We start from the raw sequence: 21,877 nt of genomic DNA on the forward strand, positions 1-21,877 counted from the left end.
GATCGGTGAGACGGTGCGACCGGAGCGATGTGCGCTCAGTCCCTCGCGGTCTGCAGCAGCGTCCAGAGTTCGGCTCGAGCCGGGAACGACGACAGGTCGATCCCGAGCATCCCTCCCGCCTGGGCGATACGGGAGCGGAGCGTGTGCCGATGCACACCGAGCGCGGCGGCGGCGGACTCGGCGCGCGCGTCGTGCTCCAGCCAGGTGCGCAGCGAGCGCTCGAGATCGGCGCCCGTCCGCGCGTCGTGCTCGCGCAGCGGTGCGAGGCGGGACTCCGCCACGAGTCGCGCCTCATCGGTCGCGAGAGCGGTGAGGATGCTCGAGCCGACGGTGTCGGCGTACCTCACCGCACCGCGCTCGCCCTGCTGGCGGAGTGCCGTCAGGGCCTGCGCGTGCGCGCGCGAGAACGCGTCGTAGCCCTCCGGGTCGGAGACGCCGATGCGGATGCCGAAGCGCACGGCGACCTCGTCGAGGAGGTTCTCGTCGGCCTCGGACAGGCAGAGCGTCACGCCCTCCTCGGACTCGGCCAGGAAGAACGGCGTGCCGTGCTCGGAGCGGTGCCGCTCCCACCAGTCGGTGAGCGTCCCCGCCGGAGCATCGGCCGCGACGGCGACGAGCATGGGGGCGGGCGGGAGGCCGCCGAGGACGCGCCGGGCCAGTCCCGGGTCATCGGTCAGCAGCGAGCCGAGGAGCTGGGCGTGCAGCCGCCGTCGGCTCCGGGCCAGCTGCTCGCTCTGCTCCATGGCCAGCCCCGCCATCGCGATGACCGAGGTCACGACCGAACGCGCCTCCGCATCGAGCACGTCGATCGCGAGCGCGATGACGCCGCGCAGGTGCCCGCCCCGGCCGACGGTGAAGAGAGTGAAGGTGCGGTCGTCGAGCGTGAGCGACTGGCCGGCCTCGAGTCCGCGGGCCAGGATCTCGATCACGCGCTCGCCGAGGTCGTCGAGCACGCCGGTCTCGACCGCATCGCGCGGATGCGAGCTCAGCAGCGCTCCGGCCGCGTCGAACATCCCGGCCCAGACGTCGAGGCGCCGGCCCAGCTCGGCGATCGTCGCGTCGAGGCCATGCGGACGGAGGGCGGCGAGGGCGAGAGCGCGCTGCGTGTCGAGCGCCCACGACCGGCGGGCGTAGGCCTGCGCGGCGATGGCCTCGGAGTGCGCGCGGGCGACGGCGATGAACGGCGTGCGGTAGGGGACCTCGAACAGCGGCATCCCCTTCGCGGCACAGGCGTGGACGAGTTCCTCCGGGATGCCGGAGCGGTGCACCTCGGTGCCGAAGCCGAGCCCGAGCACCCCGCGGTCGGCGAGACGCGCGACGTAGGCGCCGATGTCGCCCGGCTCGTCGAACTGCCGGCCGGTGGTCAGCAGCGCCAGGTCTTCGGAGAGGAACGGCGTGGGGTCCTCGAGATCGGAGCTGTGCACCCACCGCAGCGACCGGTCGAGCGCACCCTCGGGGAGATCATCCTCGTGCGAGACGAGGGTCAGGCCGAGGTCGCGACGGTGCAGCAGTGCCCGCAGCGTGGGCTCTTCCGCAGCGGCCATGGGGGACTCCCGTTGTACAGGTCGGCGATCCGACTCTCCAGATTGTACAGTCGGGCGAGTGCGGCGGTGTCCGATGCCGCCGTACGCTCGCGAGCATGGCACTCCTCGACACCGCAGCTGTTGCAGTTCCCCTCGGCGGACCCGAGCTCCCCCAGGAGCGACGCCTCGTCACCGCGCTTCCCGGGCCCCGCTCGGCCGAGATCCTCGCGCGCAAGGCGGATGCCGTCGCCGCCGGTGTCGGCCACACCGTCCCCGTCGCGACCGTCGCCGCCGGCGGAGGCGTCGTGGTGGACGCCGACGGCAACTCGCTCATCGACCTCGGCTCCGGCATCGCCGTGACGACGGTCGGCAACGCTCACCCGAAGGTCGCCGCCGCCGTCGCCGCCCAGGCCGCGCAGTTCACCCACACCTGCTTCATGATCTCGCCCTACGAGTCGTACATCGAGGTGGCCGAGGCGCTGAACCGGGTCACGCCCGGTGACTTCGCCAAGAAGAGCGCCCTGTTCAACTCCGGCGCCGAGGCTGTCGAGAACGCGATCAAGATCGCCCGCAAGCACACCGGTCGCCAGGCCGTCGTCGCCTTCGACCACGGCTACCACGGCCGCACGAACCTGACCATGGCCCTCACCGCCAAGTCGATGCCGTACAAGAGCGGCTTCGGCCCGTTCGCGCCCGAGGTCTACCGTGCGCCCATGTCGTACCCGTTCCGCGACGGCCTCGCCGGCCCCGAGGCCGCGGCCCGCGTCATCCTCCAGCTCGAGAAGCAGATCGGCGCCGACAACCTCGCCGCGGTCATCATCGAGCCGATCCAGGGCGAGGGCGGCTTCATCGTTCCCGCCGAGGGCTTCCTGCCGGCCATCGTCGACTGGTGCCGTGCCAACGGCGTCGTCTTCATCGCCGACGAGGTGCAGACCGGCTTCGCCCGCACCGGCCACATGTTCGCGAGCGAGATCTTCGGCATCGAGCCCGACCTGATCACCACGGCCAAGGGCATCGCCGGCGGCCTCCCGCTCGCCGCCGTCACCGGCCGCGCCGAGATCATGGACGCCTCGCACTCCGGCGGCCTCGGCGGCACCTACGGCGGCAACCCGATCGCCTGCGCCGCGGCGCTCGCCGCGATCGACGTGTTCGAGAACGACGGCGTGATCGAGCGCGCGCGTGAGATCGGCACGATCCTCACCGACCGCCTCACCGCCATCCAGCAGGGCGACGCCCGCGTGGGCGATGTCCGCGGCCACGGCGCGATGATCGCCGCCGAGTTCGTGGACCCCGAGACCAACGCCCCGGATGCCGCGCTCACGGCCGCCGTCGCGAAGGCCTGCATCGCCCAGGGCGTGATCGTGCTCACCTGCGGCACGTACGGCAACGTCATCCGGTTCCTCCCTCCGCTCGCGATCGGCGACGATCTGCTGAACGAAGGACTCGACATCGTCGCCGCGGCTCTCGCCGCCGCCTGACACCACACGTCCGGTCGCGACCCTGATCGGGGGATTGCGGGTCGCGACCGGCACTTCATCCCCCCGACGAAGGAGTTGCACATGGCTGAGATCACACGCGACGTACTGATCATCGGCGCCGGAGCTGCAGGGCTCACGGCGGCGAACGACCTGCGCAAGGCCGGCCTCTCGGTCGCCGTGCTCGAGGCGCGCGACCGTGTCGGCGGACGACTGTGGACCGACGTGATCGAGGGCGCGATGCTCGAGATCGGCGGGCAGTGGGTCTCTCCGGATCAGGACGCGCTGAAGGACGCCATCGAGGAGCTGGGGCTCGAGACGTACAGCCGCTACCGCGAGGGCGACAGCGTGTACGTCGGCCCGGACGGCACGTCGCACCGCTTCACGGGTGAGATGTTCCCGGTGTCGCCTGCGACCGAGGCCGTGATCGCCGAGATCACCGAGCGTCTCGATGCGATGGTCGCGGAGATCGACCCGGATCGCCCCTGGGCGCACCCTCAGGCCGAGGAATGGGACACCGTCACCTGGGACGCCTGGCTGCGCGCCCAGACCGACGACGACGAGGCCGTGCGCAACCTGGCCTTCGCCACCGGCACCGCGATGCTCACCAAGCCCACGCACTCCTTCTCTCTGCTGCAGTCGCTGCTCATGGCGGCATCCGCCGGCTCGTACTCGAACCTCGTCGACGCCGACTTCATCCTGGACAAGCGCGTGGTCGGCGGTCTGCAGCAGGTGCCGCTCCGCCTCGCCGAGCGTCTGGGCGACGACGTGCTGCTGAACCAGCCCGTGCGGAGCCTGGAGTGGGGGCCGTCGACCGGCTCGGGGACCCCGTTCGTCCGCGCGACGACCGACGATCTCACGGTCACCGCCCGCTACGCGATCCTCGCCCACGCGCCGGTGCTGTACCACCGCATCTCGTTCGTCCCGCCCCTGCCGCGCCGCCAGCACCAGATGCACCAGCACCTGTCGATGGGGTTCGTGATCAAGGTGCACGCGGTCTACGAGACGCCCTTCTGGCGGAACGACGGCTTGAGCGCCACGGCGTTCAGCCCGTACGAGCTCGTGCACGAGGCGTATGACAACACCAATCACGGCGACGAGCGCGGGACGCTGGTCGGCTTCGTGTCCGACGCGAACGCCGACGGCGTCTTCGAGCTGTCGGCGGAGGAGCGCAAGGAGCGCATCCTCGAGTCGCTCTCGCACTACTACGGCGCCGAGGCCAAGAACCCCGTCGTCTACTACGAGAGCGACTGGGGCAGCGAGGAGTGGACCCGCGGTGCCTACGCCGCGAGCTTCGACATGGGAGGCCTGCACCGCTACGGCGCCGACCTGCGCACCCCCGTCGGACCGATCCACTTCGCGTGCAGCGACCTGGCCGGCGCCGGCTACCAGCACGTCGACGGGGCGATCCGCATGGGGCAGCTCGCCGCCGCGAACATCGTCGACGCGATCCGCGACGCCGGCTCGGCCGAGGGCGGCGTCTGATGACCGGCTCGGTCGTCGTCGGCTACACCGCGACGGACACCGGAGCGGATGCCGCAGCACTCGGTGCCCGCCTCGCCCGCAGCCTCGGGGCGACGCTGCACCTCGTCATCGTGCTCCCGAACGAGGGCACGCGCAGCGCGGCGGTCCCTCCGGAGCGCGCCTACGAGGAGCACATCCGCGGCCAGGCGAAGAAGTGGCTCGCCGACGCGATCGTCCGGCTGCCGCAGGAGCTGACCCGCAGCGGGCACGTGCGCTTCGCGGAGTCCTTCGCCGAGGGGCTCATCGCCGCCGGTGAGGAGTTCGGCGCACGCGTCATCGTGGTCGGTGCCGCCGGAGGCGGCATCCTCGGTCGGCATCGTCTCGGCAGCGTCGCCTCGGAGCTGCTGCACTCGTCGACGATCCCGGTCGCGCTCGCGCCGGTGGGTTCGGCGCAGCAGGACGATCACGTCATCCCGCGCGTCACGGTCGCCGTCGGCACCCGCCCGGGCGCCGACGCGCTGCTCGACGAGGCGGTGGCCCTCGCGGGCGACGCCGACGTCGATCTCCGGCTCGTGTCGCTCGTGCCCTTCGACGTCCCGCCGGGACTCGACACCGGAGCGATCCGCGTGGTCGGCGACGAGCACTCGCAGGAGGTTCTCGCGGTCGCTTCGGAGCTGCTGCCCGACGGTCGGACCGCCGCCGTCGAGCGGGCGCCCGGCGACACCGTGGAGGACGCGGTCGCGCATCTCTCCTGGCTCCCCGGCGAGGTCGTCCTCGTCGGCTCCAGCCGGCTGGCTCAGCCCCGCCGACTGTTCCTGGGCTCCACGGCGGCGAAGATGCTGCACGAGCTGCCCGTCCCGATGATCGTCGTCCCGCGCACCCGCGCCGAAGCAGGAGTCCGCTGATGAGCAGCACGAATCGGGCGACGGAGCCCGAATCCGGTGTCACGACCGGCATCTCCACGAAGGGCCTGAGCGCCGGGACGATCGGCCTCATCGGCGCGGTCGTGATCGGCATCTCCTGCATCGCGCCCGCCTACACGTTCACGGCGGCGGTCGGGCCCACGGCATCCGTCGTCGGCGCGCAGATCCCCGCCATCATCCTCGTCGGCTTCATCCCGATGCTCCTCGTCGCCTTCGGGTATCGCGAGCTCAACAACCGGATGCCGGACTCGGGAACCTCCTTCACCTGGGCGACCAGGGCGTTCGGCCCGTGGATCGGCTGGATGGCCGGCTGGGGCCTCATCGTCGCGACGATCCTGGTGCTGTCGAATCTCGCCGGCGTCGCGGTCGACTTCCTGTTCCTGCTGCTCTCGCAGATCACGAACAACCCCGACATCGCCGCCCTCGCGAGCAACACCTGGATCAACATCGGCGTGTGTCTGCTGTTCATGCTCGGCGCGACGTGGGTCTCCTACCGCGACATGCAGACCACGCAGAAGCTGCAGTACTGGCTCGTGAGCTTCCAGATCCTGGTGCTCGTGTTCTTCGCGGGCGCCGCGATCGTGCAGGCCGTCAACGGCAACGGGTTCGACTATCAGCCGTTCGACCTCAACTGGTTCAACCCGTTCGCGATCTCGTCGTTCAGCGCCGTCGCGGCCGGGCTCTCGCTCTCGATCTTCATCTTCTGGGGCTGGGACGTCACCCTCACCATGAACGAGGAGACCAAGGACCCGGAGAAGACCCCGGGACGCGCCGCCACACTGACCGTGCTCACGATCGTGTCGCTGTACCTGCTCCTCGCGGTCGCGATGATCATGTTCGCGGGCGTCGGCACGGGAGACCTCGGGCTCGGCAACGAGGACATCCAGGAGAACGTGTTCTTCCACCTCTCCGGTCCGATCCTCGGCCCGCTCGCCTTCCTCGTGTCGCTCGCGGTCCTGACCAGCTCGGCGTCGTCGCTGCAGTCGACCTTCGTCGGCCCGGCGCGCACCCTCCTGGCGATGGGCCACTACGGCGCGCTGCCGAAGTCGTTCGCCAAGGTCAGCCCGCGCTTCTTCACCCCGGGATACGCGACCATCGTCTCGGCCATCGTCGCCTCCGCGTTCTACGCGGTCATGCGCGTGGTCAGCGAGGACACGCTGTGGGACACCATCCTGACGCTCGGCATGATGATCTGCTTCTACTACGGCATCACCGCCTTCGCCTGCGTCTGGTACTTCCGCAAGCAGTGGTTCGACTCGACGAGGAACTTCTTCTTCACGTTCCTGTTCCCCCTCGTCGGCGGCATCATCCTCGCGGTGCTGTTCTTCACGACCCTCATCGACTCCATGGATCCGGCATACGGATCCGGATCGCAGATCGGCGGCGTCGGCATCGTCTTCATCCTCGGGATGCTCATCATCGTGGTGGGCATCGCGGTGATGATCTGGCAGCGGGTCAAGCGGCCCGCGTTCTTCCGCGGCGAGACCCTCGGCATCGACGCTCCGCCGAGCCTCCGCCGTCGCTGACCCCGCACTCCTCCCCACAGAAAGAGAATCCATGAGCATTCAGACCGAGCAGGCGCTGCTCGACAGCATCCCCACCGGCCTCTTCATCGGCGGCGAGTGGACGGATGCCGAGACCGGCGGCACCTTCGACGTGCAGGACCCCGCGACGGGAGCCGTCATCCGGACGATCGCCGACGCGACGCCCGCCGACGGCAAGCGCGCGCTCGACGCCGCGGTCGCCGCTCAGGACTCGTGGGCGGCCACCGCTCCGCGCGTTCGCAGCGAGATCCTCCGCCGGGCGTTCGACCTGGTGCAGGTGCACAAGGAGGACCTCGCGCTGCTGATGACGCTCGAGATGGGCAAGCCGCTCGCGGAGGCGCGCGGCGAGGTCGGCTACGGCGGCGAGTTCCTGCGCTGGTTCAGCGAGGAGGCCGTGCGCATCAGCGGCCGCTACGGCATCAACCCCGAGGGGACCGGCCACATGGTCGTGTCGCAGCGGCCGGTCGGACCGTCGTTCTTCGTGACGCCGTGGAACTTCCCGTTCGCGATGGCGACCCGCAAGATCGCGCCCGCGCTTGCCGCCGGCTGCACCGTCGTGATCAAGCCCCCGGCCCTCACGCCGCTCACGACGATGTTCTTCACGAAGCTGCTGGAGGAGGCGGGTCTCCCCGCCGGTGTCGTCAACGTCGTGCAGACGTCGAAGTCCAGCGCGCTGTCGGCCCCCATCATCGCCGACCCGCGTCTGCGCAAGCTGTCCTTCACCGGCTCGACCGAGGTCGGCCGCAAGCTCATCGCCCAGGCGGCCGAGGGCGTGCTGCGCGTGTCGATGGAGCTCGGCGGCAACGCGCCGTTCGTGGTCTTCGACGACGCCGACCTCGACAAGGCCGTGGAGGGGGCGCTCGCCGCGAAGTTCCGCAACATCGGGCAGGCGTGCACGGCGGCGAACCGCTTCATCGTGCACAAGGACGTCGCGGGCGAGTTCGCCGCACGCGTCACGGAGCGCGTCAAGGCGATGAAGATCGGCCGCGGCACCGAAGAGGGCGTCGCGATCGGACCGCTCATCGACGAGGATGCCGTCGCCAAGGCGGGCGAGCTCGTCGACGAGGCCGTCGGCCGCGGCGCCACCCTGCTCGCGGGCGGCAAGGCCGTCGAGGGCACCGGCACGTTCTACGAGCCGACCGTCCTCACCGACGTCGTGGCGGGATCGGCGATCCTCCGTGAGGAGATCTTCGGACCGGTGCTCGCGATCGCGACCTTCGACTCCGAGGACGAGGCCGTGCGCCTCGCGAACGACACCGAGTACGGACTCGTCTCGTACGTCTTCACCGAGAACCTGCAGCGCGGCCAGCGCATGATCGACAAGCTCGAGACCGGCATGATGGGTCTCAACGTCGGCGTGGTGTCGAACGCGGCAGCACCCTTCGGCGGCGTCAAGCAGTCCGGCGTCGGACGCGAGGGCGGCTTCGAGGGCATCCACGAGTACCTGTCCACGAAGTACACGCTGATCCCCGTCTCCTGACCGGCATCCGAACGAGAGGACGAATCATGACCGACTACGCCGTCATCAACCCCGCCACCGGAGAGACGCTGGCGTCCTTCGACACCTTCACGGACGCGCAGATCGACGAGGCCGTCGCGGCCGCCGACCAGGCACACCGTGACTGGTCGCGTTCGTCAACCGTCGCGGAGCGTGCGGCGCTTCTGCGTCGCGCGGCCGAACTGCACCGGGAGCGCCGCGAGGCGCTCGCCGACGTGTTCGTGCGCGAGATGGGGAAGCCCCGTGAGGCGGCCCTCGGCGAGGTGGACTTCGCCGCCGACATCGCGGAGTACTACGCTGACCAGGCCGAGGCGATCATGGCCGACCAGCCGATCGCGATCCTCGGCGAGGGCTCGGCGATCATCCGCCGTTCGTCGCTGGGCCCGCTCATCGGGATCATGCCGTGGAACTTCCCGGCCTACCAGATCGTGCGCTTCGCGGCCCCGAACCTCATCGTGGGCAACACGATCCTGCTGAAGCCCGCGCCGCAGTGCCCGGAGTCGTCGACCGCTCTCGAGGCGATCTACCACGACGCCGGGTTCCCGAAGGGCGCGTACCAGAGCGTGCTCGCCACGAACGAGCAGATCGCGACGATGATCGCCGACGCCCGCGTGCAGGGAGTGTCGCTCACCGGCTCCGAGCGTGCGGGAGCCGCCGTCGCCGAGGTCGCCGGACGCAACCTCAAGAAGGTCGCGCTGGAGCTCGGCGGGTCCGACCCGTTCATCGTGCTCTCGACCGACGACCTGGATGCGACGGTCCAGGCGGGTGTCGACGCGCGCCTCGACAACAACGGCCAGGCCTGCAACGGCGCCAAGCGGTTCATCATCGTCGACGGTCTCTACGACGCCTTCGTCGAGAAGTTCACGGCAGCGATGGGCGCCGTGAAGGCGACCGATCCGATGCTCGACGACACGGTCCTCGGGCCGGTGTCGTCGGAGACGGCGGCGGAGAACCTGCAGAAGCAGGTCGACCAGGCCGTCGAGCAGGGAGCCACGCTGCTCACCGGCGGCACCCGCGATGGCGCGTTCTTCGCACCGACCGTGCTCGCCGACGTGACGCCCGACATGAACGTCTACCGCGAGGAGCTGTTCGGACCGGCAGCGGTCGTCTACCGCGTCGCGGACGAGGATGCGGCCGTCGCCCTGGCGAACGACACCACCTTCGGTCTCGGCTCGTACATCTTCACCACGGATGCCGACCAGGCCGAGCGCGTGGCCGACAGGATCGAGGCCGGCATGGTCTACGTGAACCTGGTGCTCGCCGACAGCCCCGAGCTGCCCTTCGGCGGCATCAAGCGCAGCGGCACGGCCCGCGAGCTGGGACACTTGGCGGCCGACGAGTTCGTCAACAAGAAGCTCATCCGCATCGGCTGAGCGTAGGGCGTGCGCCCTTCGTCTCGCTGCGCTCGCTCAGGAACCGGCAGCCTCGGTTCCTGAGCGAGGAGCGCAGCGACGAGACGAAGGGCGCTCCCGATCCGGGGCCGCACCACGGGCGTAGGGTCGAAGCATGGCCAACGTCGCTGAGAACATCGTCAAGACTCTGCACGCCAACGGGATCGAGCGGGTGTACGGCATCCCGGGAGACTCGCTCAACGGCTTCACGGATGCGCTCCGCAAGGACGGCACGATCCGCTGGGTGCACGTGCGCCACGAGGAGGCCGCGGCCTTCGCGGCCGCCGCGGATGCCGCCACCACGGGCGAGCTCGCCGTCGTCGCGGGATCGTGCGGCCCGGGCAACCTGCACCTCATCAACGGGCTGTACGACGCGAACCGCTCGCGTGTGCCGGTGCTCGCGATCGCGGCGCAGATCCCCACGACCGAGATCGGCACCGGCTACTTCCAGGAGACGCATCCGCAGGAGCTGTTCCGGGAGTGCAGCGTCTATGTCGAGTACGTCGCGGATCCCGCGCAGATGCCGCGGCTGCTCGAGATCGCCATGCGCGCCGCCATCGAGCAGCGCGGCGTCGCGGTGCTCGTCATCCCCGGCGACGTCGCCCTCGCCGAGATCGCCGACAACCGCGCCGTCGTGATCGAGCGCGCCCGCCCGGTGATCGTCCCCAGCGGGCCCGAGCTCGAGAAGGCCGCCACGCTGCTGAACGCCGCCAAGAAGGTCACGATCCTCGCCGGTGCGGGTGTCGAGGGCGCGCACGACGAGGTCATCGCGCTCGCCGACCGACTGGGCGCGCCGATCGTGCACGCGCTCCGCGGCAAGGAGTTCATCGAGTACGACAATCCGTTCGACGTGGGGATGACCGGGCTGCTCGGCTTCGCCTCGGGCTATCGCGCGATGGAGGCCGCAGACGCCCTCCTGGTGCTGGGGAGCGACTTCCCCTACGAGCAGTTCTATCCGGAGCATGCCACCACCATCCAGGTGGACATCCGCGGTGCGCAGCTCGGCAGGCGGCATCCGCTCGATCTCGGTCTCGTCGGCGACGTGCGCGCCACGGCCGAGGCGCTGCTGCCTCGGCTGGCGACGCGCGACGACCGCAGCCACCTCGACGACGCCACCGCCCACTACCGCAAGACGCGGAAGAAGCTCGACGAACTGGCGGTTCCGGCGAAGGGTAAGCGCCCCATCCACCCGCAGTACCTCGCCAGACTCGTGAACGAGTACGCGGCCGACGACGCGATCTTCACGGCCGACGTCGGGTCGCCGACCGTGTGGGCCGCCCGCTACCTCTCGATGACCGAGGGCCGCCGCCTCATCGGCTCGTTCACCCACGGCTCCATGGCGAACGCTCTGCTGCACGGCATCGGGGCGCAGGTCGCGCATCCGGAGCGACAGGTCGTCGCGCTCGCCGGAGACGGCGGCCTCTCGATGATGCTCGGCGAGCTCCTCACGCTCACGCAGAACAAGCTTCCCGTGAAGACGATCGTCGTGAACAACTCCTCGCTGAACTTCGTCGAGCTGGAGATGAAGGCGGCCGGCTTCGTCACCTACGGGACGGGGCTGGAGAACCCGAGCTTCGCCGCGATCGCCGAGGCGATGGGGATCTTCGCGCGCCGTGTCGAGCGCAGCGAGGATCTGCCGGATGCCGTGCGCGAAGTGCTCGACCATGACGGGCCCGCCCTGCTCGACGTCGTCACCGAGCGGCAGGAGCTGTCCATGCCGCCGGCGATCGAGGCCGCGCAGGTCAAGGGCTTCGCGCTCTACGCGATCCGCACGGTCATGTCCGGCCGCGGCGACGAGCTCCTCGATCTCGCGAAGGCCAACTGGCGCCAGCTCTTCTGAGTCGCGGTGGTCGCTCAGCTCTCGACGAGCGCGCGGACCTCGGCGGCCTCGCCGTGCCGTCCGAGCGCCTCGAGGACATCGCCGAGCTCGAGCGCGGCCACCTGACGGAGCGGAGGGATCTCGGCGCCGTGCTCGAGGGCACTGCGGTAGACCGGCACCGCGTCGGCGGGTCGCTCGTTCCCGGCGAGAACGCGGGCCGCGAACAGCTCAGAGCCGCTGGCCGCCCCGCTGTCGCCGAGCCCTGCGAAGCCGTCGGCCGCCGTGAGTGCCGCCGCGACGGCCTCGTCGACCCTGCCGAGCTCGGCGAGAGCCCGTCCGCGGGAGTCGGTGACATCGGCCAGCAGCCAGCCCGCGTCGTGCTCCTCTGCCAGGGCCGCGACCTCGTCGAAGAGCCCGAAGGCGCGCTGGTCGCCGCGCCCGCCGTAGGCCTGGCCGAGGCTGTGCAGCACCTCGGCGCGGGCCCCGGCGGCATCCTCCGCCTGCCGCACGATCTCGGCCGCCGACTCGAGGAGGGCGATCGCGTCGTCGTTCTCGTCGAAGCGGGCGAGGATCTTGGCCTGCTCCGTCATCGCCATGGCCTGGTCGGCGTGCTCCTCGGCCTCGGCGAACAGCTCGGACGCGTAGCCGTGCGCGCCCACCGCCTGGCCGAACTCGCCTGCCGCGCTCAGCGAACGCGCCAGCATCGACGCGGTCATGGCGCGCGAACCCGGGGGCACCTCGGCCTGCTCCTCCTGCTGGAGCACCTCGCCGAACAGCTCGGCGGCCTCCACGGCGTCGCCGGCGCGCAGCATGGCGCGCGCCATCCGGAAGTTCACGCCGGTCGAATCCCCTCCCGATTCCCCGCCCATGCGCGCCGCGAGCCGATAGCGCGACACGGCCTTCTCCGGCTCGTCGGCGTCTTCCCAGAGCGCGCCGGCGAGCAGGTGCGCCTCGGCCAGCGCGCGGGTCGCGCCGAGCTCGGCGAGCAGCCGGCAGGATTCATCCGCGTCGGTGGCGCCATCGACATAGGCGCTGCTGCCCCCGCGCACGCGCGCCCTGGTCTGGTGTGCCTGCGCCCGATGGCCGACGCTCACGTCGTCCTGCGCCAGGAAGCGATCGAGCAGCGCGGATGCCGCTTCGAGGTCGCCCTTGCTGAGCAGGGCCGAGATCGCCACCAGGGTGGTCGTGTTGGACAGGCGCGTGTCCTCCGCCTCGGCGAACGCCCGCGCCGCCACCTCGGCGTGGTCGAGCGCGGCATCCGCTTCATCGGCCTGCAGATGCAGGGACGCGCGGCTGATCGCGAGATCGCCTCGCGACCATGCGGGGAGCGCGGCGGACGCGGCGATCTCCTCTTCGAGTCCGGCGGCCGCCTCGGGGGTGTTCAGCCCGAAGGTGGCGAGGCCCAGGCGCTCCTCCAGGTCGGCCTGCTCGTCCCGGCCGGCGGCGCGCAGGGCCGCGATCCGCTGCGGCAGCAGCTCGGCGGCCTCATCGGCGCGGTCGAGCGCGATCAGGATGCCGAGCCGCATGGACTGGAGCTGCGCGAGCTTCGCGGGGTCGTCGACCTCCAGTGCGCGGGGCAGGGCTTCGAGCATCTCGTGCTCCGCGCCGAACTGCGCGAGCTGCATCGCGCGCTCGTACCAGCCGTCCGCGTCGACCGGCGTGACCGACGGCGCAGGAGCAGTGAACGCGTCCGAGCGGATCGGCACGTCGTGCTTCTCGGTCTCGAGCGCGCGCATCCGCGCCAGGGCGCGCGCATGACCGTCGGTCCCGTCGCGGTGGTCGAACTCGGCGCCGATCCGCTCGGCGGCGGCCCAGGCGGCAGCGGCGAGCTCCGCGGCGGTCCACGCCCCGTCGTGCGCACCGAAGAACGGGACGAGCCCGGCGGAGTCGGCGCCGCGGACGGGAGTCTCGCCGTGCCCGACGGCGGTCACCCGGTCCAGCGCGACCGCGAAGGCGGCGAGGGCGGCGAAGTGCGCGTCGACGTTCAGTCCGTCGTGCGCCAGCCACCCGATGTGCCGCTCGACCATCGCCAGAGCCCTTGCCTCGTTGCCGGTGACCGCGGCGAAGACGATGTTGCCTGCGACGATGCGCAGATTGTCGGGGTTGTCCTTCGCCAGCCGGTAGCTGCGCAGGTGCGCCGTCTTCGCGTCGTCGGGGCGTCCCGCGCGCAGATAGGGCAGCAGCACACGCGACAGGGCGTGCTCCGGCTCCTCTCCGCAGGAGAAGCCGCCCTCGATCATCTCCTCGACGAGGCGGATGGCATCGGCATCGCGGTCGGTCTCGGCGAAGAATCCGGCGAACTGGCTGCGCCCGCACGCGTCGCAGTGGCTGTGCTCGTCGCGAGGGGTCGCCTCGAGCTGCACCCGCAGCGCCTCCGCATCGTCGAAGCGTCCGGCATCCCAGGCGTCCTCGAAGCGCGCCGTGAGCACACCGCTCAGCCCGAGGCCCGCGGTGCGGTAGTGCGACTCCATGTCGTCGAGGACGGCGGCGATCTGCTCCTGCGAGAAGGCCGGAGAGGAGCGCAGGGCCGAGGCCATCCACTTGAACTGCCACATCAGGTCGGCGCCGCCGTTGTCGATGTCGGAGGGGAAGCGCTGCGGGTCGGCGTCGTGGTGCGCCAGGCACCACGCGAACGAGTTCAGCATGACGTCGGTGGCGCCGCCCATGTTGGCAGATGCCGTCTGCCGCATCCGTGCGTCGTACTCGAGCCGCTCGTCGCCGAGCTCGACGGCCAGGGCGACGGCTTCGGCGACGAGCGCCTGCTCCGCCGGACCCCACGGGGTGCGGTCGATCTCCTCGATGAGCTGCTGGAAGCGCTTCTTCGGACGTGCCATGGACGTGCCCTTTCGGTGGAGATGTCAGTGGGCGTCGCCGAAGGGGATCGAGTCCCCTTCCAGACCGGCCGAGAGCGAGACGAGGTCGGAGAGCGCGCTGGTCATCAACGCGCGGTCGGCGTCGCCGAGCGGATGATGACCCGCCAGCAGCGCCTGGATGTAGAGGAGCTGGACGGTCCGGCCGAACACCGCCTCGTCCTGCACGCGGACGAGGGCGCGGACGACGCGGTTCGACCAGTTCAGGCAGAGCCGCGCACGGAGGTCGTCCTCGCGCGCCGTCGAGAGCGTCCGGTCGATGCGGTCGAGCACGCCGCCCCAGAGCGCCCCGGTCACGCCCTTGGTGCGTCCGCGGTCGATCGCCCTCAGCACCTCGGGGTCGGCGACGTAGAGCGCCGCGAGCTCGGGTCGGTCGATCGAGCGGACGACGACCGAGCAGTCGGATGCCGCGAGCACGGCGCCCGCTCGGGCTTCGAGGGCTACGGCGGCATCGCGGTCGTCGAGAGGCGGGGGGTCCAATCGGTCGAGCTCGCCCGTGACGTCGACCTGCTCGACCGAGACGTGCGGGTGCAGCTCGGGCAGCATCCGGATCAGGTCGGCGTCGTACAGGTAGCCGCCGTTGACGAGCACCTCGTCGGCGGGGGAGATCCCGGCCACCTGGCGGAACTCGTCGACGCTCTGCGCATAGCGGATGTGCGGGTACCGCTCGACGAGATCGCCGATGCGCATCGTGCCGTGCGTGGTCTCCACCGTCAGCCAGCGCGTGATGAAACGCGCGAGCTCCTCGTCGTGGCGGACGAGCGATTTGAGGCCGACCTCGTGCACGGCGACGAACTGCGCGAGACGGTGCGGCTCGCGCAGGCCGAGCTCCAGCACCCAGCGGCGGATGCCGGCGCCGAGCTGCTCGCGGACCCGCTCCAGTGCCGCATCCTCGACCAGCGACTCCCGGCTCGCGGTGGGGGCGAGCCCGGTGGAGTCGACGACCGCGCGTACGAAGAACGCCCAGTCCGGGAGCACGTCGTCCACGCGCTCGGAGAGCAGCATCCGGCCGAGATACATCCGGGTCGCCTGGCGCGCGCCGGGCGGGGGAGCGTAGGGGAGCACGTAGGCGAGGCCGCGGGTTCCGGTCGCGGGCTCGGCGAGCTCGATCACGTCCAGCGGGGCGGCGCCGAGGAGGTCGCGCCCGTAGACGGCGGCGGCCTCGAGGTCGTCCGCCGGGTCGAGGAACGGCGCATCCCGGGTGATGTCGACGTCCCCGCCGGCCGCGTCGACGGTCACCCGCACAGGGAGGAACTCGCCGAAGGTCGTGGCCAGCTCGTGCACGGCCGCGGGGCGCAGAAGCTCGTCGGCGTCGAAGCGCGGCACGAGATGCACGCTGGTGCCGATGGGGAGCTCCTCGTCGATCTCGGCGACCTGGAAGGTGCCGTCGGCGCTGCCGGTCCACTCGACCGAGGCGCCGCCTCTGGCGCTCCGGGAGCGGATCACGATCGTGTCGGCGACCATGAAGCAGCTGAGCAGTCCGATCCCGAACTGGCCGAGGTAGTCGCTGCGGGGCAGGTCGAAGATGTCGCGCTTGGAGCTCCGACCGACGGTGGCGAGGAGATCGGCGACCTCGGACGCCGTCAGCCCGACGCCGTCGTCGCGCAGGACGAACTCGCCGGTCTCGGCTGTGAGGGGCGTGATCCGGATACGGCCGCCCCCGCCGTCCACCTCGCGACGCGCCGTGATGGCGTCGCGGGCGTTCTGCAGGAGTTCGCGCAGATACACGCGAGGACTGGAGTAGATGTGCCTGCTGAGCAGGTCGACGACTCCGCGCAGGTCCACCTGGAACTGCTGCACATCAGCGCTCACCGGCGCTCCCTCCCACTGCATCCGCTCGCCGAGCCTAACAACAACACCGGGCTCTCCTCGGTTCGGCTTCCCTCGGAGGATGCCGTATGCTGGGTGAGCAGTTGTTGTCTGCATTCTTTCGCCGTGCCTGGGATCTCCCGATCACAGTTCGGTGGCAGAGTGGGGAGAACACCCCGAGGCCTCCAGGCCTCTAGGGCGGTAGCTCAATTGGCAGAGCAGCGGTCTCCAAAACCGCAGGTTGCAGGTTCGATTCCTGTCCGCCCTGCGCGTCAGCGCAACGCTGACACACGAAAGGTACATTCAGGATGGATCAGGACGAACCGCGCGGCGAGCTGGTCGCGGCCGGCGCCACCCGTGAGAAGAAGGGCAACCCCTTCTCCCGGTTCTTCGGGGGAATCGCCCTGTTCATCCGTCAGGTCATCTCCGAACTGCGCAAGGTCGTCACACCGACTCGCAAGGAGCTGTTCAAGTTCACCGGTGTGGTGCTCGTCTTCGTTCTGATCGTCATGGGCATCGTCTACGGCTTGGACACTCTGTTCGCGTACGTGACGCACTGGGTTTTCGGAATCCCCGACTGATGACGCCCGCGGCTCGCGCCGCAGCTATGGAGAAGAAGCAACGTGTCTGAACGATATTCCGACGACGCCGACTGGGCGACCGCCGCAGAGCAGTCCAGCGAGGAGGACGAGGCCCAGGAGGGCAACGTCCTCGCCGCGGAGGAGCTCTCGGTCACCTCGGCCGAGCACGTCGCCGTCCACGTCGAGGACGAAGACGAGGACAGCACGGAAGACATCGACATCGACATCGACGACCCGGAGGCGGACGCGATCGTGAACGACGCTCTGAACTTGGACGAGACGGCGGAGACCGAGGCTGCTGCCGAGGTGCTCAACGATTCCGTCGCAGAGGAGACCGCAGAGCAGGAAGCGGCGGCGGCCGACGAGGTCACCCCCTACGACGGCCCCGACGTGAACGGCGAAGACGACCGTCCGTCCGAGGACGACGAGGACGACGACGCCGAGGAGGACCCCTACGAGGCCTTCCGTCTGGACCTGCGCATGCTCCCCGGCAAGTGGTACGTCATCCACTCCTACGCCGGCTTCGAGCGCAAGGTGAAGGCGAACATCGAGCAGCGCAAGTCGACGCTCGAGGTCGAGGACGAGATCTACCAGATCGAGGTCCCGATGGAGGACGTCGTCGAGATCAAGAACGGCCAGCGCAAGATGGTCACCCGCGTGCGCATCCCCGGCTACGTGCTGGTGCGCATGGAGCTCACCGAAGACACCTGGTCGGTCGTCCGTCACACGCCGGGCGTCACCGGCTTCGTGGGCAACGCCCACAACCCGACGCCGCTGCGCTTCGAAGAGGCCTTCAACATGCTGAAGTCCCTCGTCGAGGTCAAGGACGTCCCCACGGCCAAGAACATCGCGTCGAAGGGCGGCGTCGCCGTCGCTCGTCCGCTGCCGGCCGAGGTCGACTTCGAGGTCGGCGAGACCATCACGATCAAGGAGGGCTCGTTCGCGGGTCTTCCCGGTTCGATCAGCGAGATCAAGCCCGAGAGCGGCAAGCTCACGGTCCTCGTCTCGCTCTTCGAGCGCGAGACCCCGGTCGAGCTGTCGTTCGACCAGGTCACCAAGATGGTCTGACCCTCTGGGTCGCTGAACCAGTCGAAGCGTACGAGAACGGCCGTCCCCTGTCGGGGGCGGCCGTTCTCGCGTCTGCCGGCGGTCAGGCGTGCTGGGCCGCCCAGTGCGGGCTCTGGATCAGGCCGAGCAGGTTGCCGAAGGGATCGCTGACGGATGCCGACCACCAGCCCTCTCCGCGCTGGGTCACCGGATCGAAGACCGTCGCGCCGAGCTCGATGAGCCGGTCGACGCTCGACCGGACGTCGTCGACGTGGATGCTCATCAGCGCGCCGCCCGGCTGTGCGAGCGCCGGACGGAATCGCGCGTCCATGAGAGCGAATTCGTCTTCGTCGTCGCCGAAGCGCCACTCCGCGTACTGCACGGGGCCCTGCTCGGGGCGGACGAAGTACGGGGGAGTGCCGAAGACCTCGGCGTACCAGGCGACGGCTGCCGTCATGTCCTCGGCGACGAGGTTGAGATTGGCGAGTCCACGGAACATGTTGTCCTCCTTCATCGGTGGGGCTGTTTCTTCTATGCTTCCGGGTGAAGTGATCACCGAATGATCACTTCAGAAAAGAGTTCGGAGATGCGCGCCGACCGTCTCATCCAGGCCCTCCTGTTCCTCCAGGGGCGGCCGCAGGTGACGGCATCCGAGCTCGCCGCCGAACTCGAGGTGTCGGTGCCGACAGCGCGGCGGGACCTGGAGGCGCTCGCGATGTCGGGCGTCCCGATCTACCCGACGCGGGGGAGAGGCGGAGGCTGGCGACTGATCGGGGGCGCACGCACCGACCTCACCGGGCTCACTCAGGGCGAGGTGAACTCGCTGCTGGTGGCGCTCACGCAGAGCGGCGCGGCGACGCCGGAGCGGATCGCGGCGATGCGGAAGCTCGTCCGCGCGGTTCCCGAGCCGTTCCGGGAGGGCGCGCAGCGCGTCGCGGTCTCGACGGTGCGCGATGCACCCTGGGGCGTCACCGAAGACGACTCGCCTCCCCCGGTCGTGGCGGAGCTGCAGCGGGCGATCGCCGGCTCCGTGCAGGTCGCGCTGCAGTACGACGGCTCGTCCGGTCCGAGCGAGGCGGAGGTCGTGCCGCTGATGGTCGGCAGCAGGGGCCCGCGCTGGTACCTCATCGCCGCGCCGGTCGTCGAGGGGACGGATGCCGCGGACGCCGGGCGGCTGCGGACGTATCGGGCGGATCGGATCCTCGGGCTGCGCCTGCTGGGGGTGCGCGGGACTGCCCCTGTCGAGTTCGACGGGGCGCTCGCCTGGGCCGAGATGGTCGAGCGGGTCGAAACGTTCCGCGGGGCTGTCCGCGCGGTCGTGCATGTCGCGCCGTGGGCGGTGAAGGCTCTCAGCGACCGGTTCGGGGTGCAGGCGCGGATGCTCGACGAACCGGTCGACGACGCAGGTCGCGTGCGGATGGAGGTCAGCGCCCACCGTGTCGACGCGCTGGCCGAGCAGCTCGCGGGCTGGACCGGGGTCGCCGAGGTGGTGGAGCCGCAGTCCGTGCGCAGCGCCCTCCGTGACCTCGGCGAGCGGATGGCGGCCCTCTACGGAGCCCCATCGGCGCAGGATGGATCAGAAACGACTCTCTAGCCGCTCGCTCCGATGCGTTTCTGATCCGGCATCCGCGGCCGCCGGATGCCGAACACGGCGGCTCCGCTGATCGGGTAGACTTGTGTGGTTTGTGCGATACCCGGTTGGGTCCCTGAGCTTGTCGAAGGGCGTGCAGACGACCACGACCCGGAGATGCCGGGTCCGTGGGAGAAACGGATGCCGATGGCATCCGGTTCGATGAAAGGAAAGAGAATGGCACCGAAGAAGAAGGTGACCGGCCTGATCAAGCTTCAGATCAACGCCGGTGCAGCCAACCCGGCGCCGCCGATCGGCCCCGCGCTCGGTCAGCATGGCGTCAACATCATGGAGTTCTGCAAGGCGTACAACGCCGCGACCGAGTCGCAGCGCGGCAACGTCATCCCCGTCGAGATCACCGTCTACGAGGACCGCAGCTTCACGTTCATCCTGAAGACCCCGCCGGCTGCGGAGCTCATCAAGAAGGCCGCCGGCGTGCAGAAGGGGTCGTCGACCCCGCACACGGTCAAGGTCGCGAAGATCACCAAGGACCAGGTCCGTCAGATCGCAGAGACCAAGCAGGCCGACCTGAACGCCAACGACATCGAGGCCGCCGCCAAGATCATCGCCGGCACCGCCCGTTCCATGGGCATCACGGTCGAGGGCTGAGGAGAATAATCATGGCTAAGTCCAAGGCTTACAACGCTGCTGCCGAGAAGATCGAGGCAGACCGCTTCTACACCCCCTCCGAGGCAGTCGCCCTCGCGAAGGAGACCGGCTCCGCGAAGTTCGACTCGACCGTCGAGGTCGCGCTGAAGCTCGCCGTCGACCCCCGCAAGGCCGACCAGATGGTGCGCGGCACCGTCATCCTGCCCCACGGCACCGGCAAGACCGCCCGCGTCATCGTGTTCGCGACGGGTCCGGCCGCTGAGGCCGCGATCGCCGCAGGCGCCGACGAGGTCGGTGGCGCCGAGCTCATCCAGAAGGTCGCCGACGGCTGGACCAACTTCGACGCCGCGGTCTCGACCCCGGAGCTCATGGGTCAGGTCGGTCGTCTCGGTAAGGTCCTGGGTCCGCGTGGCCTGATGCCGAACCCGAAGACCGGCACCGTCACCCCGAACACGGCCAAGGCCGTCGAGGAGATCAAGGGCGGAAAGATCGAGTTCCGCGTCGACAAGCACGCCAACGTGCACTTCGTCGTCGGCAAGGCCTCCTTCACCGCCGAGCAGCTGAACGAGAACATCGACGCAGCGCTCGAGGAGATCGTGCGCCTCAAGCCGTCGAGCTCGAAGGGCCGCTACATCCAGAAGGGTGCGGTGTCGACCACGTTCGGCCCCGGCATCCCGCTGGACGTCAACGCCATCTGACGCTTCGACCCGTCACAGAGGAATGCCCCCGCCTTCGGCGGGGGCATTCCTGCGTTCGCCGACCGAAACCCGACGTCATCGGATGCGGCACCGGCTCGCACGGGCGCGTACTGTGGATGGGTTCCGTCCCCGCGCCACAGCACGCGCGCACACCGCACCCCAGGAGGGTCCCATGTCTCGTCGCCTCATCGCCGTCACGGCACTCGTTCTCACCGCCGCCGCGCTCACCGCGTGCAGCGGCTCGAGCGCACCGGAGGAGTCGAGCGCGAGCGGTGACAGCGGCTCGGCATCCGACTTCGGTCTCGTGAAGGACGGCACACTGACCGTCGCGACCGAGGGCACGTACCGCCCGTTCAGCTTCCACGACGACAACGGCGCCGGTGCGCTGACCGGATACGACGTCGAGATCATCCAGGCCGTGGCCGACAAGCTCGACCTCGAGGTCGCGTTCGAGGAGACGCAGTGGGACGCGATCTTCGCGGGCCTCGACGCCGGTCGCTTCGACGTCATCGCGAACCAGGTCACGAACAACGACGAGCGCACCGCGAAGTACCTCTTCAGCGAGGCGTACACCGTCTCGCCCGGCGTGATCGTCGTGAACGAGGATGACGACTCGATCTCGTCGTTCGCCGACCTCGACGGGAAGACCACCGCGCAGTCGCTCACCAGCAACTGGAACGACCTCGCCACCGAGTCCGGCGCGAAGGTCGAGGGCGTCGAGGGCTGGGCCCAGGCCGTCGAGCTGCTGCGTCAGGGACGCGTGGATGCGACGATCAACGACAAGCTCACCTTCCTCGACTACGAGACGACCAACAGCCCCTCGGGTCTGAAGATCGCCGCCGAGACCGACGAGGCCGGCGAGCAGGCCTTCGTCTTCACGAAGGACAAGAAGAGCCTGGTCGAGGCCGTGGACGCCGCGCTCGACGAGCTGCGCGCCGACGGCACGCTCGCGGAGATCAGCGAGAAGTACTTCGGCGAAGACGTCACGCAGTAACC

17 protein-coding genes and 1 tRNA gene are annotated in these 21,877 nt (G+C 69.9%); 14 read left to right on the forward strand and 4 right to left on the reverse strand.

What is annotated here, in order from left to right:
* Nucleotides 1-35: 35 nt before the first annotated feature.
* A complete protein-coding gene (locus MRBLWH11_RS10120) occupies nt 36-1,544 on the reverse strand; it encodes a PucR family transcriptional regulator ligand-binding domain-containing protein (RefSeq protein WP_341947784.1) in 1,509 nt (502 codons plus the stop codon).
* 95 nt (nt 1,545-1,639) lie between these two features.
* On the opposite strand from MRBLWH11_RS10120, the gene gabT reads away from it, so the two are divergent.
* The 7 genes from gabT (at nt 1,640) to poxB (ending at nt 11,658) form a co-directional block, all read left to right on the forward strand.
* Nucleotides 1,640-3,001: a 4-aminobutyrate--2-oxoglutarate transaminase gene (gene gabT / locus MRBLWH11_RS10125; RefSeq protein WP_341947786.1), complete on the forward strand. Its 1,362-nt coding sequence runs from the start codon at nt 1,640-1,642 to the stop codon at nt 2,999-3,001.
* Between the two features lie 81 nt (nt 3,002-3,082).
* On the forward strand, nt 3,083-4,483 hold the full coding sequence (locus MRBLWH11_RS10130; RefSeq protein ID WP_116635716.1) for an NAD(P)/FAD-dependent oxidoreductase: 1,401 nt from the start codon (nt 3,083-3,085) through the stop codon (nt 4,481-4,483).
* Nucleotides 4,483-5,367 carry a universal stress protein gene (locus MRBLWH11_RS10135; RefSeq protein ID WP_116635717.1) on the forward strand — a complete coding sequence of 295 codons (885 nt, stop codon included), beginning with the start codon at nt 4,483-4,485 and terminating at the stop codon, nt 5,365-5,367. The genes MRBLWH11_RS10130 and MRBLWH11_RS10135 overlap by 1 nt, the downstream gene beginning before the upstream one ends.
* Entirely contained in the window at nt 5,367-6,911 is a 1,545-nt protein-coding gene (locus tag MRBLWH11_RS10140) for an APC family permease (protein WP_341947788.1), read from the forward strand. The genes MRBLWH11_RS10135 and MRBLWH11_RS10140 overlap by 1 nt, the downstream gene beginning before the upstream one ends.
* 31 nt (nt 6,912-6,942) lie before the next feature.
* Complete coding sequence (locus tag MRBLWH11_RS10145) at nt 6,943-8,409, forward strand: NAD-dependent succinate-semialdehyde dehydrogenase (protein ID WP_116635719.1); 1,467 nt, start codon at nt 6,943-6,945, stop codon at nt 8,407-8,409.
* Between the two features lie 26 nt (nt 8,410-8,435).
* Nucleotides 8,436-9,800, forward strand: coding sequence for an NAD-dependent succinate-semialdehyde dehydrogenase (locus MRBLWH11_RS10150; protein ID WP_341947789.1), 1,365 nt, complete (start codon nt 8,436-8,438; stop codon nt 9,798-9,800).
* A gap of 133 nt (nt 9,801-9,933) precedes the next feature.
* The gene (poxB, locus tag MRBLWH11_RS10155; protein ID WP_116635721.1) at nt 9,934-11,658 is read left to right on the forward strand and encodes a ubiquinone-dependent pyruvate dehydrogenase; all 1,725 of its coding nucleotides are present in this window, start codon (nt 9,934-9,936) and stop codon (nt 11,656-11,658) included.
* Nucleotides 11,659-11,672: 14 nt separating this feature from the next.
* On the opposite strand, the gene MRBLWH11_RS10160 is transcribed toward poxB, so the two are convergent.
* Both MRBLWH11_RS10160 and MRBLWH11_RS10165 read right to left on the reverse strand, forming a co-directional pair.
* On the reverse strand, nt 11,673-14,471 hold the full coding sequence (locus MRBLWH11_RS10160; RefSeq protein ID WP_341947790.1) for a hypothetical protein: 2,799 nt from the start codon (nt 14,469-14,471) through the stop codon (nt 11,673-11,675).
* Nucleotides 14,472-14,495: 24 nt separating this feature from the next.
* Entirely contained in the window at nt 14,496-16,340 is a 1,845-nt protein-coding gene (locus tag MRBLWH11_RS10165; protein ID WP_116635723.1) for an HSP90 family protein, read from the reverse strand.
* 171 nt (nt 16,341-16,511) lie between these two features.
* On the opposite strand from MRBLWH11_RS10165, the gene MRBLWH11_RS10170 reads away from it, so the two are divergent.
* The 3 genes from MRBLWH11_RS10170 (at nt 16,512) to nusG (ending at nt 17,965) form a co-directional block, all read left to right on the forward strand.
* Nucleotides 16,512-16,584: transfer RNA gene (locus MRBLWH11_RS10170), tRNA-Trp, on the forward strand.
* A gap of 40 nt (nt 16,585-16,624) precedes the next feature.
* Nucleotides 16,625-16,897, forward strand: coding sequence for a preprotein translocase subunit SecE (gene secE, locus MRBLWH11_RS10175; protein WP_116635724.1), 273 nt, complete (start codon nt 16,625-16,627; stop codon nt 16,895-16,897).
* Nucleotides 16,898-16,939: 42 nt separating this feature from the next.
* On the forward strand, nt 16,940-17,965 hold the full coding sequence (nusG, locus tag MRBLWH11_RS10180; RefSeq protein ID WP_341944790.1) for a transcription termination/antitermination protein NusG: 1,026 nt from the start codon (nt 16,940-16,942) through the stop codon (nt 17,963-17,965).
* A gap of 82 nt (nt 17,966-18,047) precedes the next feature.
* On the opposite strand, the gene MRBLWH11_RS10185 is transcribed toward nusG, so the two are convergent.
* Entirely contained in the window at nt 18,048-18,443 is a 396-nt protein-coding gene (locus MRBLWH11_RS10185) for a VOC family protein (RefSeq protein ID WP_341944792.1), read from the reverse strand.
* 87 nt (nt 18,444-18,530) lie between these two features.
* Here MRBLWH11_RS10185 and MRBLWH11_RS10190 point away from each other — a divergent pair, with 87 nt between their 5' ends.
* From MRBLWH11_RS10190 to MRBLWH11_RS10205, 4 genes are all read left to right on the forward strand, one after another.
* Nucleotides 18,531-19,538: a WYL domain-containing protein gene (locus MRBLWH11_RS10190; RefSeq protein ID WP_341944793.1), complete on the forward strand. Its 1,008-nt coding sequence runs from the start codon at nt 18,531-18,533 to the stop codon at nt 19,536-19,538.
* A gap of 213 nt (nt 19,539-19,751) precedes the next feature.
* Complete coding sequence (rplK, locus tag MRBLWH11_RS10195; protein WP_116635727.1) at nt 19,752-20,183, forward strand: 50S ribosomal protein L11; 432 nt, start codon at nt 19,752-19,754, stop codon at nt 20,181-20,183.
* A gap of 11 nt (nt 20,184-20,194) precedes the next feature.
* On the forward strand, nt 20,195-20,881 hold the full coding sequence (gene rplA / locus MRBLWH11_RS10200; RefSeq protein WP_116635728.1) for a 50S ribosomal protein L1: 687 nt from the start codon (nt 20,195-20,197) through the stop codon (nt 20,879-20,881).
* A 172-nt stretch (nt 20,882-21,053) separates the two neighbouring features.
* Nucleotides 21,054-21,875, forward strand: coding sequence for an amino acid ABC transporter substrate-binding protein (locus MRBLWH11_RS10205; protein WP_341944794.1), 822 nt, complete (start codon nt 21,054-21,056; stop codon nt 21,873-21,875).
* Nucleotides 21,876-21,877: the final 2 nt, after the last annotated feature.

The sequence above is a fragment of the Microbacterium sp. LWH11-1.2 genome (assembly GCF_038397745.1).
In the GTDB taxonomy this organism is placed as follows: Bacteria; Actinomycetota; Actinomycetes; order Actinomycetales; family Microbacteriaceae; genus Microbacterium.

Excerpts from the sequence above, each read along its gene's own strand:
- MRBLWH11_RS10120 (WP_341947784.1), bottom strand. The coding sequence starts at position 1,544 with ATGGCCGCTGCGGAAGAGCCCACGCTGCGGGCACTGCTGCACCGTCGC.
- gabT (WP_341947786.1), top strand. The coding sequence starts at position 1,640 with ATGGCACTCCTCGACACCGCAGCTGTTGCAGTTCCCCTCGGCGGACCC.
- MRBLWH11_RS10130 (WP_116635716.1), top strand. The coding sequence starts at position 3,083 with ATGGCTGAGATCACACGCGACGTACTGATCATCGGCGCCGGAGCTGCA.
- MRBLWH11_RS10135 (WP_116635717.1), top strand. The coding sequence starts at position 4,483 with ATGACCGGCTCGGTCGTCGTCGGCTACACCGCGACGGACACCGGAGCG.
- MRBLWH11_RS10140 (WP_341947788.1), top strand. The coding sequence starts at position 5,367 with ATGAGCAGCACGAATCGGGCGACGGAGCCCGAATCCGGTGTCACGACC.
- MRBLWH11_RS10145 (WP_116635719.1), top strand. The coding sequence starts at position 6,943 with ATGAGCATTCAGACCGAGCAGGCGCTGCTCGACAGCATCCCCACCGGC.
- MRBLWH11_RS10150 (WP_341947789.1), top strand. The coding sequence starts at position 8,436 with ATGACCGACTACGCCGTCATCAACCCCGCCACCGGAGAGACGCTGGCG.
- poxB (WP_116635721.1), top strand. The coding sequence starts at position 9,934 with ATGGCCAACGTCGCTGAGAACATCGTCAAGACTCTGCACGCCAACGGG.
- MRBLWH11_RS10160 (WP_341947790.1), bottom strand. The coding sequence starts at position 14,471 with ATGGCACGTCCGAAGAAGCGCTTCCAGCAGCTCATCGAGGAGATCGAC.
- MRBLWH11_RS10165 (WP_116635723.1), bottom strand. The coding sequence starts at position 16,340 with ATGCAGTGGGAGGGAGCGCCGGTGAGCGCTGATGTGCAGCAGTTCCAG.
- secE (WP_116635724.1), top strand. The coding sequence starts at position 16,625 with ATGGATCAGGACGAACCGCGCGGCGAGCTGGTCGCGGCCGGCGCCACC.
- MRBLWH11_RS10185 (WP_341944792.1), bottom strand. The coding sequence starts at position 18,443 with ATGTTCCGTGGACTCGCCAATCTCAACCTCGTCGCCGAGGACATGACG.
- MRBLWH11_RS10190 (WP_341944793.1), top strand. The coding sequence starts at position 18,531 with ATGCGCGCCGACCGTCTCATCCAGGCCCTCCTGTTCCTCCAGGGGCGG.
- rplK (WP_116635727.1), top strand. The coding sequence starts at position 19,752 with ATGGCACCGAAGAAGAAGGTGACCGGCCTGATCAAGCTTCAGATCAAC.
- rplA (WP_116635728.1), top strand. The coding sequence starts at position 20,195 with ATGGCTAAGTCCAAGGCTTACAACGCTGCTGCCGAGAAGATCGAGGCA.
- MRBLWH11_RS10205 (WP_341944794.1), top strand. The coding sequence starts at position 21,054 with ATGTCTCGTCGCCTCATCGCCGTCACGGCACTCGTTCTCACCGCCGCC.